Source organism: Desulfosporosinus lacus DSM 15449 (genome assembly GCF_900129935.1).
GTDB classification, from domain to species: Bacteria; Bacillota; Desulfitobacteriia; order Desulfitobacteriales; family Desulfitobacteriaceae; genus Desulfosporosinus; species Desulfosporosinus lacus.
Map to the genome: position 1 here is coordinate 1 of NZ_FQXJ01000005.1, position 13,567 is coordinate 13,567.

Here is a 13,567-nt window from a genome sequence, read left to right on the forward strand (position 1 = left end):
CATCAGTGGCTAGGCAAGTTTTAATGAATTCCATCACCTCATCGGTTACCACATACCTCTGACGACCACTTATTCCTTGCCGTTCCCATGGGACCAGTGATCCCTCACAGTATTTCTTAACCGTATTGCGAGATATCCCAAGCAATTTTGCTATATCCCTCTGTGACTTGCCTTCATGCTCATGTAGATAGCGTATCTTTTTATAAACATCCACTTCTATTGACACCCTTTCACCCCTGTACGTCAGCTTCTTACTGATCTAAACTATACAGGTTTTTTATAAGAAGTGGCTCACTTTTTTCCTGGCGTTACTCTTATTTTTGGCTCACTTTTATTTTAGCGTTTATAGTGTGAGTGAACAAAGATTGTTTATTTGTGGAAGTAGGCATTTAAATGTTAATTAAACATGGGGAAGGTGATAGATAGTAATATTAGAAGAAATTATTGAAACCCAATACAAGCAGAAAATTTGATGTTTATAACCGTAAAGGAAAGATAAAGCACATGCAACTCTTCACTAAATAGATATTTAACGCATAGTTGAGTGCAAGTGTCCAAGATTAATATAATAGATAATTGCGAATAACCCTGGATAATCCAATTTGTTTAGTCATCATCACAATTTTATAATTTATAAATAGTTCTGAATCATATTATTGATACATATTAAACGCTTTGTATTAGCTCCTGTAGCCACAGTTTTCTTGGATTTGAGTATTTCTCTAGGCATCTATTTCTAAAGCCTTACAGAGGTCCCTAGAGGCTAGTTTTTCAGTCACATATATCGCGGACTCTGACAAAAGGTCAAATGGATAAGGATAGTCCCAAACAAGATGTTTAATTTACTTTAGTGAGTTATCAATTGAGTATATATAAATGCCCAATGTGAATACCATAATTTAAAAAATCACAGACAGCCTGAAAATCACTGATACGGATGAATTGCGTTTATAAATCCGTATCGAGTTTTTCAGGCTGTTATTAGTATTACCCCCCTGCGGTATTTTATACTTTACTTTACATAATATCTATTATCGGACCCAATTTCAAATCATATTCTATTAACTTCTCCTCTTCAAAACCTTGAATTGAAAAATTTAATCAGGAACACCTTCTTTATGGTTTTATTACACTAAGAATAATATTGAGTTCTCTGATGAGTGGTAACTATGTTTAATGGTTTAATGCAGTAATGCCTGGTAAGGACATGTCACTACCGCCTGGTACGGTTTACCAGACCTAGATACCTGTCCTTCTGAGGATTTCTGCATAGCCGGTTCCAGACCCCTTAGCGAGCCACGAAAACCCCTGTCAGCATAGTAGGATTCTGCTCCATTGTGGTATACGTTTACATTAATCATTATTGTTTTTTTAATTACAAAAGATTAACTAATGAGCGGACACAATTTTCAATCCTGTAATTCCTATTATTATAAATCAAATAAAATTTAACCTTATTGGGTCTATAGGTTCTTTGAACAATATTATTCCCAGAAATACAATAAGATTATTGCAACCACTACATTATTTAAGATTCTTATAGGTCCGAGTTTTCTGTTGAATATAGTAAGAAATTACTTCGTCACAAGTGCTGTTCACACGCTGAGACTGGGCTTATTTATGAAAGGTTTAATATAATGTGAACAAACGGAATCCAGAAGCAAGGGCATTTATTGTGTACATAACCCGCATAAGCTGTATGAAAATTACTTATTTAGCAAATAAATAAAATGCTTATGAAATCTGGAGGTATAGAAAGTATGGATAAAATCATAACATTACTATTCTACCCCGTATTCCTAGTCATAACATTTTGCTTAACGTTGATCTTTATTCCTAAAACTAAATATAAAGAATATTTAATCTATGGAATTCTTATCGGTGGATTAGGTGATATAATAGCTGTTGGTTTATTTCAAAATATTCTAGGTGTTATGTGGTTTAAGAACCTAAGCATCTTTTATGTTTTAAAAATGATGGCCCTATCCCCACTATGTTGGACGGTTACTATTATGATTTTTCTATATTTTTTACCCGCCAAAAAGTACTTCAGGTATCCCTATATCTTAACTTGGGCCAGTATAAGCCTTGGTTACGGATATATCGTACATAATGTTGGACTATACGATTTCGTTAACTGGTTCTACCCCATACCGGCTTATCTTATATTTCTTTGCTGGTGGGGATTTGCTACATGGTTGTTTAGAAGAACTAGTCCTTTGGCCAAAGAAGAGTAATATAAAGCAGTTTATTCAACAACTGACTCTCAAAATTAACTTCCGTTATCCCAATACTGTGAAAAGCATATTGCTTTCACCATCTTGCGCTACGACGAGCTGTTCCCGTAATATAAATAATCCACAGTCCAAGCTACGTGACAAATTGGAATTTGCTTTGATAATTCTTCCCTCAAATTACTTAAAGCATTTTGATAATTCATACGGCGTGATCTATATCTTCTGTGTGCTTGTATTCACTATCTGTTCTAACCTTTACTATTGGTTCAACGCATTTCCATAAACTTGAATATTTGTCCATCTATACTGATTATTTCATCAATGGGAATCGCTGTGCCATCGGTCATAACGACAACCCGTTCATATTCGTCTATCTTTTTAGCCGTACTGATAGCAGTAACATAGGAGCCACCATTCTTCTTCGCATCCGGCTGAAAGTAGGTAATTGCGATTTCGGGATACTCTTTAATTCGATCTGCTATGATTTGCAGCCTATCACTCAAAGCGTCTTTCATATATTCGTCCAATTTTACTCTCTCGTCAGTCAGTCTTGCGGTTTCTTTGATGGCGGCATCATAGCCGGTCAGTGCGGCGAAAGGGGAAAACTGAGCTGCCCGGTCAATAGCAGTCATATGAGGGCGTGTCGTAGAGACATGGTGAGGTAGATTAATGATGTCGTCATATGTCCTCGTCATGCCTTGTGCCCTCCAATCTGCCTGTTCCGGTCTACAGTGGTAGCGCCTTCCTCCAGATTCATACCCTTTAGAATGGCGTTCTTGCCGTATTTCTTTTTTATTTCAAGCATTGCTTGCTGCATCTTTTTTTCTCGTGCAAGCTCAGCTTCTTCATCTTCTTTTTTTGCCTGCGCAGCCGCGTAATCCGTAAAGAGATCAAGTTGTTCAAAGTTGCTCGTCTTTTGAACAGTTGCCTCATCAATAACATGATTCGCTGTGATGTTGACTCTTCTGATCAGAAGATTTTTGTCAACAATGCGTTCAAACAGATCTGTGACGGCATCCATGATTAGCTTTGTAGAGGAGGTCTGTCTGCCAAGATTTACTGAACCATGCGCGGATTTCGGAACTGCGCGTCCGTAGTGGTCAATGGTGATTGCGCCGTGATATGATTTCTTTATCTCTGGATTTGTTAGATTATCGATATCATATCCGACCGTCAAAACAAGCTGGTCGGTCACAAGCCTTTTATCTACCAGATCAAGTACCAGCAGATCAGTCATTTCCCGTACGATCAGCTTCGCTTTGTCAAAAGTATAGGCATAGTGCAGTACCTGCCCCGATCCAATACTGTTTGTACTTGGCTTATACGCTTTAATATCGGCAATTGTGCATGGCTCCCACCCCCACGCATGGTCGATCAGAAGCTCAGCGTTGATGCCGAACAGCTTATACAGTAAATCCTCGTTGTAGTAATCGGTAGGTTTACCGAGAGAGCATCTTGCAATATCCCCCATTGTAAAGAGGCCTTTTCCCTCCAACTTGTTGGCATATCCTTTTCCAACGCGCCAAAAGTCTGTTAGAGGCCGATGCGACCACAGGGAGCGACGGTAGCTGATTTCGTCCAGCTCGGCAATCCGCATACCGTTGTTATCAGCAGGTATGTGCTTTGCCTGAATATCCATAGCGATCTTGCTAAGATACAGGTTTGTGCCAATTCCCGCCGTTGCTGTAATGCCAGTTGTTTTGAGTACATCCAGAATCATTTTCGCGGCAAGCTTACGGGCTGAAAGATTGTAAGTGTTCAGATAATCGGTGGCGTCAAGGAATACCTCGTCAATGGAGTAAACATGAATATCTTCGGGCGCAATGTACTTCAAATAGATATTGTAAATCTGCGTGCTGTACTCTATATAATACGCCATCCTCGGTGGAGCAACAATGTAGTCCAACGAGAGACCCGGTGAGGATTTCAATTCAGTATCGTTGCAGGAAACGCCGGAAAAGGCTCGTCCTGGTGCTTTGCACAGCCGTGCTGCATTTGCTTCCTTGACCTTCTGTACGACTTCAAACAGCCTCGCCCTACCGGGAATGCCGTATCCTTTGAGGGAGGGAGAGACGGCGAGGCAGATGGTTTTTTTTGTGCGGCTTGCGTCAGCGACAACAAGGTTGGTGGTCAGCGGATCAAGCCCTCGTTCCACACATTCGACCGAAGCGTAGAAGGATTTCAAATCAATTGCGATATAGGTTCTGTTCTTCATGCTTATTCTCCGGTTGCCTACTTAAATACAAATTATCTGCTCGACAAATTTCTGTTTATCTGTGCGTTATATAATTATAAGAAATTCACTTTAATTGTTCATATACCTATTATTAACCTTATGATTCTCTTATTATAAAAAGGGATTTTCCGCATCGGCCACTTCTTGCAAAATCACAATCGGATCTGATATCAGGCCAAATTGCTCGTCATCCGGGTAAGTTACAGCTATTGTCGGTTTATTACCTGCATATGCAATCACACTAGCCATTGTATCCCATTTTGTACATAAAAAGAAATGTGCATATTCCCCTTGTTCAACTATCTTCAAATATGCCCCCATGTTTCCTTTTATTATCGTTGTATCTCTTATCCCTGTTTCATATTCATATTTTTCAAACGCATCCTTCATATGAATAGGTACAATACCATGCCATGTTCTTGATATCATCTTATTTTCATCGCCTTCTTTGTGTTAATTAATGTTCTCATTAATTAGCCTAATTATAACACACGCGGGCCTCTTCCAACTTCTGGTTATGAGCACTTGTTGTCTTCTGCAAATTAAGTCAATACTATTTGCAAGGAGATGATTAGCAAATGCAATCCACTAAAACTTGTCCACTAGTTGAACAGTACCTAGGGTATCTTGTCGTTATAAAAGGCAGATCAGAAAACACGGTTAAGGAATATCGAACCGATTTACTTATGTTTTTCAGCTTTGTAATGGCATCCCGAAAGCGGATGACAACCAAAGCTATTCAAAATGTTGTTAAAAAATATATTATTGCATCTGGCCTTGATCCTAAATCCATATCGACTCATAAGCTCCGGCATACAGCCGCAACACTTATGTACAAATATGGACGGGTTGACATACGATCACTTCAACAGATTCTTGGGCCTGAGAGCGTAGCTACTACTGAGATATATACCCATATTGATGAGCATCAATTGCAGTCTGCTGTAAATTCCAACCCTCTTGCAATGATGTTTAATTAAGTGTATTTCCCTCAACTGAGACTATAAGATTATTTCAGTTTTCTTGCTGATGCCGCCCTAAAACTTAGAGATTGGGCGGCATATACTTACGGGTTTAAGAATTAGCGGAAGCCTTGGTACCTAGGGTTTGCAAGAGCTGGGCCCTTTTTGTATCTACCAACCAATGTTATGGGGTATAATTGAGCAGAACACTGTGACGATATGTTACCACTAACCTCGAACATAAGGAGATAAGATGTCAAATATCATTGAGATAAGCGATTTTTCATCGTCCAATTTGGATGTCTTTGCTCGCCTGACGGAAACGCAGTTGCGCAACCGGTTGGAGCCGGAGATGGGCATCTTTATTGCGGAGAGTACCAAGGTAATTGGCCTTGCCCTCGACGCTGGATGCGAGCCTATTTCACTTTTGATGGAGCGCAAATACATTGCAGGGCAGGCGCACGGTATAATCACCCGCTGCGGAGATGTCCCCGTCTATACTGCCGATAGCAGCCTGCTAGCAGGGCTGACTGGCTTTCAGCTGACCCGCGGTGTGCTGTGTGCCATGCGGCGTCCTCATCTACCCAGCGTTGAGGAGGCGTGTGCCGGTGCAAGTCGAGTGGCTGTGCTTGAAGGTATTGCGGACTCTACCAACGTCGGTGCCATTTTTCGCTCGGCTGCGGCGCTAGGCATCGATACCGTGTTGCTTACCCCCTCATGCTGTGACCCACTGTGTCGGCGTGCGGTGAGGGTGAGCATGGGTACCATCTTCCAAGTGCCATGGGCCCGTATTGGCAGCGAGCCCTCGCAGTGGCCGCAGCAGGGCATGAAGAGTCTGCGCAAGCTGGGCTTTAAGACCGTTGCCATGGCTTTAAATGATAACGCTGTCAGCATAGACGATCCGCAGCTCATGGCAGAGGAAAAGCTTGCTATCGTATTGGGTTCAGAAGGTAATGGACTGGCGCCCTGCACGATTGCTGACTGCGATTACACCGCGTGCATCCCCATGTCCCATAACGTGGACTCTCTGAACGTTGCTGCAGCCAGCGCCGTGGCCTTTTGGCAACTCAGGGTCCGGTAAGCTTTTTATTCACATAATACGTCGTAAAATAAGAATAATGCGAAGTACGTTTAGTGATTCCCAGTTAAATTTAAACTTCCTCCTGTTCAACGTCACATAAAAATGGCACATACTTCTCAATAGGTGTTTTGAAATTACTCATATTTTCGACTTTACTAAAAAACTCCTCTATCGTATTGCAGTCATATGACCATGAATTTATTTTTAAATCTTGTAATTCCTTACTAGGTTTATAATATATAGTTAATCTTAATTGTTCCATATGGTCATATTCACCGTCTATTTGGAAAACAAACTGTCGAACAAATTCAAAATGAAATAAGTCTTCGCCTGTAAAGTTATATACTCCACACTGGAATAATAATGCATCATCAGCACAATCCACTTTAATATTAATAAATTCTTTGAAATTCTTCCAGGCTAATTTAGGGTTAGGTTTATTAAAATCAAAGTCCGATTCGTTTAACATTTTGATTAATACTTTATTGGCTTCGTTTGCCTGTATCATTTTTATCCTCCATTTACCTCGTTATTGATTCGCAATTTCCCACAAATTCCATCCAACGCTTAGTGATGGGGCGGCATTTTATGTTTATGGGTATAAGAATAATGCTAATTGCCTTTTGAGCAAAGATTTTTCTTACATTCCCTACTAGCTATTAACCATAAGCCTATCTATTCTTTTTAGTTTCTCAATTTCTGATTCATTCTCAGTAACAACATCACAGATACGCTCATGAGCTGTATTGATGAGCCACTCCTTATTCCCTTTCAAAAAACACAAATCATCTGGTAGGTTTGGCGCATGCCAATCGAATAGTGAATTAGTAATCTCTACAACTATCTCTTTACTCCTCTCTGAAGTATGAAAATAATATACGATTGCAGTTGGAATAGAAATTGTCCCAGGCCATTCGTTCTGTTCCTTACAACAAATCAAATCTGGCTCAAGTTTCTTTACTAACTTGTGAAATGATTGACTATATGACAGCTGACTATGTTTAATGAAAAGAAAGGTGTCACAAACATTAAAAGCAAATTGGATAAGTCTTCTGTAATTCTCACCTTCTGAACCTTCTTTATGAAATACTGATACCTTTTTTGCACTGGCGTTATTATCAACGCCTCAAGTTCCTTGTTGTTCATTTAATTCATCCTGCATCTATATTCTTTACATTGGTATTGGTATTATCCTACAACGCTGTCCAATACTTAATTAGGGGTGGGAAGGCTATACTTATGGGTATAAGAATAACTGGAAGTTCAATGAAGATGGTCAAATATGTCCTTATTGCGAGAACATAAAGAATGCTCTCGCAATAAGGACATATTTTTTATGGTATTTATGGCAGGGATTTCAAGAAAATTGTTGAAATCTTGTTAAGAGTAATTGAACTCATTTCTTATAACTTGACGCAGTTGTAGGAAAGTACGAATTAATCGAGAAACTATAATATTTAATGGAGGGATAGAATTGGAAAAGAGAATTAGTCTTTTATTTGGTATTCTTGGGGGATTATTTTTAGTGTTTTTGAGGCTTCCACATGTTAACTTATATATTGTACTAGGAGGCTTTCAAGGATTTGTTACGAGTTTCATAACAATTGTTTTTTCTCTAATTGGACTAATATTTGTTGTGTATTTTAGTGTTTTATTAATTATTGATACATTAAAGACAATACATAAAAGATAGGTCGTAACTTTCGTATGATGCGGCGTCGTATTGGCAGTAATGCCAACTTCCAGTTATCCTACTAACTATATCAAACCAAAGCTTATCTCAATTTGACAAAATAACTGCAAAAAAGCAGAAACATAAGAAAATACGCCACTTCGCTTATACAAATGTTAAGTTATACTAAAAATTCGAGTGATCAAATAAACTATAAGTTACGCTTTAAATATAACGGCACACAATATCTCATTCTAAAATAATCTGCGACTACATAATTTCTTAAATATTGATAATAATAACTGATAATTGGTAAAAATCAAACCATTTAAGTTTGTAAGTATGGTGGAAAATGCCACTGAATATATAGGAATCAACACTAAGGAGGTTCTAAGCTAGTTGCCTATTTACTATATGCATCTCATGAAATTAGCACTATTTTTTTTCGTACTTGTAGTATTTGTTCCAAGAACAGAAATTCGTCGTCTAGCTGTATATGGAATTATATTTGGTAGCACATACGATGTAATAGGACTCACGATTGGTCATCTAACAAACGCTTTTAGGTGGATTAACTTTGCTCCCTTTGGCTATAATTATCTGCCAATTGACTCACCAGTATCTTGGTGTTTGTTCTACATGATATACTTCTATCTTTTACCAAAGCATAAGCCCTTTATATATTTTTTTCCTGTGTCAGGAATAGTTATGAGCATGATATATTCAAGAGTATTAGTCAACTTAGGGATGTTTATTGAGCCTGTTTTCTTACTTAGATTGGCTAATTTCACTGTATGGTTCTCTTTTGCGACCTGGGGTTACTTAAAATTAAACGAATATGTTGAAGCAAAGCATAAAATTGTACATTCTAATCCTCGATAACAACATAGTCGCCCGGCTCCAATAATACTTTGCTAAGTAAATGTCCATTTAATAACTAGTGTTTTTCATGGGTACCTTTATAAAGTTCTAGAAACCGATTTGTTTGTTCGATTCTCTGTTCATCTAACACAATCTTTTTCTTCATAAATTTTAACACACTCACCAAAAAGTAAATTGCAAAGATAAATGTACTAAAATAAATAATCGGGATCAGTACCATTATTAATCTAAAGTCAAAGACAATAGGATTTCCTTCCATTTCAAAACTCCTCCCTCTTAAATCAGTTCTCTTTGAGCAGATACATTCTTTGCAGTGGCTCCTCCTAACTCTTGACCTACCTTAGCGGAAATAGTAATTTTATCTTAGCCGAAACCCTAGCGGACATTGGATTTTAGGAGGTTGAGCCTCATGGTTGTACGGAAAGAAGATATTCATAACCTAGTTGAGCGCCTTCCTGAAGATGATCAAAAAACTGTTTTTGATTTCATGCAATATCTTTTGTTTTCGTAATTTCACTTTGTGAAAAATTTAATATAATCCCCTCCATCTACTGTCTAAACAGCCCTAAATACTTATTGGAAATTCTTATTCGTACCGGCTTCAAAATACCTAAATACGATAATTAACAGCTCGCAAATAATTTTCCAGATAATCATCGTGACAATAAAAGATACTAAACCTCCGAGTATTCCTAAGGGAATATTATTCACTTCTTGTCCTGTCAACCAGATCTGTCCATTTTGATTAACTTGAATTGATTTAGAATATGTGTTTGTTTCGTATATATTTTTACCAAGCATGTATGATTGAGCAATCAAAGGTATAAATCCTACATAGAACAAAATTGAAATAGCTTTATAAGATACCATTTCTCCCAACTTAAAGAAGCTCATTTAATCTCCTCCGACTTTTGATATCTGACTAGTTGGACGATGAACGGGGCTCCTCAAACGTCCCGACGAACTTGTATCGTACCCAACGGTTTGCCTTTATACGGTTGTCAACAAATAGCAAATCATTGTACGCGACTTACAGGCTGCACTTTTTTATCGTGCAGCCTGATATAATAACAAATTATCTAACCTACGTTCAGTTCCTCAGACTTTTGTTCTATATGATGTTCCGGCTGTCTGGTCAGCTGTTTCACTAATTTTTCAAGGTCAATGCCCGATACATTTTTCAACATCTCTGGTGCAGTTGCCATAAGTGAAGTAACGTAATTGCTTACCCTTGCTGCTCCTTCCCCGTGGCCAGTATCAACGATCGTCAATTTATCTATGGATTTCAATGGTTCGGCAATCCTTCCGGCCAGTTCAGGCAGCATCTTAACGATGATGTCCAGTACAGCCGCCTGACCGAATTTTTCAAAGGCTTCGGCTAGTTTCTCTTTTGCCTCCGCTTCAGCTAAACCTTTGAGCCTTACCACCTCTGCTTCGGCAGTTCCTTTAGCCTTTTCGGCCTCCGCAATTGCCAGACCGTCTAGGCGTTTTTGTTCGGCATTCGCCTTGGCTTCAGCCTCAATCTTATATTTGAGGGCATCTGCTTCTTTCATTCTCTTGGCTTTATCAGCCTCGGCAGCTTGTTCTACTGCATACCTGTCAGCATCTGCTTTTTTCTTCACTTCAGCGTCATATTGTTTCTCACGGCGCAGTATTTCCTTTTCTTCTATTTCAATCTCTTTTTCTTTCTTGACGAGAGCAACCTTCATCTGTTCCTCGGTAACTTGTTGCTGTGAACGTGCTTCTTGAATATGATAGGCTTGGTCAGCCTCAGCTATAGCTGTATCCTGATCTTTCTTATATGAGGCCACTTTTAGTTCCTTTTCTTTGGTTGCTTCAGCGATGCTTGTATCTCTGAGCAACTCTGCTTTCTGACCTTCTTCGGAGGCTTTTGCCTTCTGGATCCGGGTATCACGAACAGCCTCCGCCTCCGCAACATCAGCGTCTCTTTTTACGGCAGCAATCCTCGGTTTACCTAAGGCTTCAAGATAACCGTTTTTATCTCGGATATCCTTGATCGTAAATGATACGATTTGCAAGCCCATTTTTCGCAGGTCTTTGGCAGCAGATCCCTGAACCTCCTGAGCAAATTTATCTCTATTGCGGTAAACTTCCTCAACTGTCATCATCCCCAAAATTGCCCGCAGGTGTCCCTCTAGGACTTCCTGGGCTTCCTGCCTCAAGGCTTCGGTAGGTTTGCTCAGAAATTGTTCTGCTGCTGTAGCCACATCTTCCACTGAACCGCCAATTTTAATGATCGCTACCCCATCAGCCATAACCGGTACACCTTGTTCCGTATATACCTCCGGCGTGGTTACGTCAAGCTTATGTGACAGCAGAGATACAAACTCAGCTTGCTGGAAAATAGGTAGGATAAAGGCTCCTCCCCCACGAATAATTTTGATCTTGCGGCCCGATTCGTCAGTATGAACATTTTTATTGCCCAGGTAGGAACCGGTAACGATCATGGCCTTATCCGGTCCTACTGTCTTGTACCTTGCCCAGAAAGCCATACCGAGGACAATAATCACTCCCAGCACGATCATGGGGATAACAAGTATATCAAGTCCAAATTCACCCAAAATTACATCTCCTCCTTATCTTCATAACGGAAAACAAAAAGAACGCCGTCCTTTATTTCCCCAACCACTACCCTCGTCCCGGCTGGTATTTCCAATCGGTCAAGATTGGCGGCAATTTGGTTGGTGTTGCCGGCTCCAACTTTAAGGACTACTTCTCCGTACCCTCCAACCGGAATTGGGACAATAACCTCACCGATTTTGCCGACGAGATCTTTCATCGAAAAACCTGTTGAATTTTCACTGTTTTTCATGGGCTTTACATAAGAAAAATAAACTAAAATTGAAACTGCAATAGCAATCATCAGGGAAACACTTGCGGTCAGAAAGGGGTCCAGAAGTGTGTACTGACTCAGCATAATCCCGGAGCCTCCGAAGATGGTGATTGCCCCGACCAGAACCATCGGCTGCAGAAAGTCAAGGTGATCCATAGAAAGTGAGTCGAAAATACCACCAAATATGTCGCCTAAAAGATCCCCAAATACGATGGTTACCATTGCAAAGAGTACTCCGCCAATTAAACATATCCAATAATACTCAAGCACAACTATCTCCCCTCCAAGTGGAATTACTTTGTGCCATCCGGCTCTTGTTCTTTTATTATCATAAGATTGTCCTTCAACTTTGCCAATTCCATCTCAATGTCATTTCCGATATCTAATAATTCCGACTCTTGGTCAAGGCTTTTTTCCTTCAAGTCTCCAGCTACATAGGCTTCTGCTTCCATACGGAGGACTTTATCCTCCATTCTGTCAAAATTCCGACGGGCGCTGTCCTTGCCCAACCCGCTAATAACTCCGTAGATCTCTTTTTGTGCTTTGGCAGACTGAACCCTTGCTACCAGAGTATCTCGTTTAACTCGTAATTTTTCGTACTCATTTTTCATATCTTTTAACTCAGACCTGAGCTGTTCAGCCATAGAATTGCAGTTTTCGTACTCAAGACGGTAGTCCCCAGCCTTAGCCTTATTTACCTTTTTGTCTTCAAGAGCTTTACGGGCCAAGTCTTCACGGTCCTTTTTCAGGGCCTCAATAGCCTGGACCTCACGTTTCTCTACCCTAGCCAAGGCATCATCCAATTGGGCTTTGAACTTCCAGGCCACAGCCAACTGTCTCGCCACAGCGCCCTCAGCATCTGCGATATCCTCCTCCATATCACGCAGATATTGGTCCAGCATTTTTTCCGGGTCCTCCGCCTTATCCAGCAGAGAGTTAAGATTTGCTCTGATGTTGTCACTTACCCTCTTAAATAAACCCATAAAACTTCTCTCCTTTCCGTATAGACTTAGAAATTCTGCTATATACCTCTCCTTCTTATTAGTTAGTTCCTAACCCATCAAACTACTTCGGTTATTCATATCCAAAGGGCATTCTGGAATCATTGCTAAATAAAGGTCATTTAGGCAATAAACTTAGACCAAAGATCACAAGTAAGGATAATCCAATAAATATCAACTCATCCCTATACTTATCAAAACTACTTCTGTTAAACATAATATTCGCCTCCTGTTTTTTGAGAATAATAGAACAGCTTAAAGGGGCACTGCATCTCATTTCCTAAATATTAGGAATGGATATTGAACTATATTCAGTTTCCAAGTGAAAAAGGAGATTACGACCCTATTTATATAGAGGGTTTGAGTTAGTCAAAAGGTTACAGAATTTCCTAACTTTATAAAATATTTTTTTTTGATATTACGAAATCATTTAATCAATTCCGACTCTCACCTCTTCAATTGGGTTTTCCTTATTCTAAGAGGTTCAGCTTTAGCTGAAGAGTCCACTGGGTATTGCCATTTAATTTAGTAGTTCTTCTAAAAAATTACGAGTTCACATGGCAAAGAGTTTAAATATACAGAAAAGGTGGCTCACAGCCTTAAATTGCTGGAGCCACCTCTCTATGCTTCTCGATTGTGGTA

At 39.6% G+C, this 13,567-nt stretch carries 15 protein-coding genes; 4 read left to right on the forward strand and 11 right to left on the reverse strand.

Annotated elements, in window-relative coordinates; genetic code table 11:
- Positions 1 to 226, reverse strand: a 226-nt coding sequence (locus BUB11_RS06970; protein WP_143187572.1) for a helix-turn-helix domain-containing protein, incomplete at its 3' end; no start/stop codon positions are given.
- A 955-nt stretch (positions 227 to 1,181) separates the two neighbouring features.
- Positions 1,182 to 1,361 (reverse strand): DUF4256 domain-containing protein, encoded by a 180-nt coding sequence (locus BUB11_RS29050; protein WP_427846302.1) that lies wholly within the window; start codon positions 1,359 to 1,361, stop codon positions 1,182 to 1,184.
- A 399-nt stretch (positions 1,362 to 1,760) separates the two neighbouring features.
- Between BUB11_RS29050 and BUB11_RS06975 the strand changes: the two genes are divergently transcribed.
- Positions 1,761 to 2,237 carry a hypothetical protein gene (locus BUB11_RS06975; RefSeq protein WP_143187573.1) on the forward strand — a complete coding sequence of 159 codons (477 nt, stop codon included), beginning with the start codon at positions 1,761 to 1,763 and terminating at the stop codon, positions 2,235 to 2,237.
- Between the two features lie 266 nt (positions 2,238 to 2,503).
- Here the strand turns inward: BUB11_RS06975 and BUB11_RS06980 are convergent, their stop codons facing one another.
- The 3 genes from BUB11_RS06980 to BUB11_RS06990 form a co-directional block, all read right to left on the reverse strand.
- Positions 2,504 to 2,932: a hypothetical protein gene (locus BUB11_RS06980; RefSeq protein WP_073028911.1), complete on the reverse strand. Its 429-nt coding sequence runs from the start codon at positions 2,930 to 2,932 to the stop codon at positions 2,504 to 2,506.
- Complete coding sequence (locus BUB11_RS06985; protein ID WP_073028913.1) at positions 2,929 to 4,452, reverse strand: Y-family DNA polymerase; 1,524 nt, start codon at positions 4,450 to 4,452, stop codon at positions 2,929 to 2,931. Before BUB11_RS06985 ends, BUB11_RS06980 begins: the two co-directional genes overlap by 4 nt.
- 132 nt (positions 4,453 to 4,584) lie before the next feature.
- A complete protein-coding gene (locus BUB11_RS06990) occupies positions 4,585 to 4,902 on the reverse strand; it encodes a hypothetical protein (protein WP_073028914.1) in 318 nt (105 codons plus the stop codon).
- Between the two features lie 149 nt (positions 4,903 to 5,051).
- Between BUB11_RS06990 and BUB11_RS06995 the strand changes: the two genes are divergently transcribed.
- A complete protein-coding gene (locus tag BUB11_RS06995) occupies positions 5,052 to 5,453 on the forward strand; it encodes a tyrosine-type recombinase/integrase (RefSeq protein WP_073028916.1) in 402 nt (133 codons plus the stop codon).
- 235 nt (positions 5,454 to 5,688) lie between these two features.
- On the forward strand, positions 5,689 to 6,516 hold the full coding sequence (locus tag BUB11_RS07000; protein ID WP_073028918.1) for a TrmH family RNA methyltransferase: 828 nt from the start codon (positions 5,689 to 5,691) through the stop codon (positions 6,514 to 6,516).
- Positions 6,517 to 6,586: 70 nt separating this feature from the next.
- Here BUB11_RS07000 and BUB11_RS07005 read toward each other — a convergent pair whose 3' ends face one another.
- A complete protein-coding gene (locus BUB11_RS07005; RefSeq protein WP_073028920.1) occupies positions 6,587 to 7,024 on the reverse strand; it encodes a hypothetical protein in 438 nt (145 codons plus the stop codon).
- 1,587 nt (positions 7,025 to 8,611) lie between these two features.
- Between BUB11_RS07005 and BUB11_RS07025 the strand changes: the two genes are divergently transcribed.
- Positions 8,612 to 9,070 (forward strand): hypothetical protein, encoded by a 459-nt coding sequence (locus BUB11_RS07025; protein ID WP_242947483.1) that lies wholly within the window; start codon positions 8,612 to 8,614, stop codon positions 9,068 to 9,070.
- Positions 9,071 to 9,125: 55 nt separating this feature from the next.
- Here the strand turns inward: BUB11_RS07025 and BUB11_RS07030 are convergent, their stop codons facing one another.
- From BUB11_RS07030 to BUB11_RS07050, 5 genes are all read right to left on the reverse strand, one after another.
- Entirely contained in the window at positions 9,126 to 9,329 is a 204-nt protein-coding gene (locus BUB11_RS07030) for an immunity protein (protein WP_073028928.1), read from the reverse strand.
- A 314-nt stretch (positions 9,330 to 9,643) separates the two neighbouring features.
- Positions 9,644 to 9,964, reverse strand: a complete 321-nt coding sequence (locus tag BUB11_RS07035; RefSeq protein WP_073028929.1) for a DUF4282 domain-containing protein — start codon at positions 9,962 to 9,964, stop codon at positions 9,644 to 9,646.
- 185 nt (positions 9,965 to 10,149) lie between these two features.
- Positions 10,150 to 11,616: a flotillin lipid rafts scaffold protein FloT gene (floT, locus tag BUB11_RS07040; RefSeq protein ID WP_073029395.1), complete on the reverse strand. Its 1,467-nt coding sequence runs from the start codon at positions 11,614 to 11,616 to the stop codon at positions 10,150 to 10,152.
- Positions 11,617 to 11,654: 38 nt separating this feature from the next.
- On the reverse strand, positions 11,655 to 12,194 hold the full coding sequence (locus BUB11_RS07045; RefSeq protein ID WP_073028930.1) for an NfeD family membrane protein: 540 nt from the start codon (positions 12,192 to 12,194) through the stop codon (positions 11,655 to 11,657).
- Positions 12,195 to 12,217: 23 nt separating this feature from the next.
- Positions 12,218 to 12,907, reverse strand: a complete 690-nt coding sequence (locus BUB11_RS07050; RefSeq protein WP_073028931.1) for a PspA/IM30 family protein — start codon at positions 12,905 to 12,907, stop codon at positions 12,218 to 12,220.
- Positions 12,908 to 13,567: the final 660 nt, after the last annotated feature.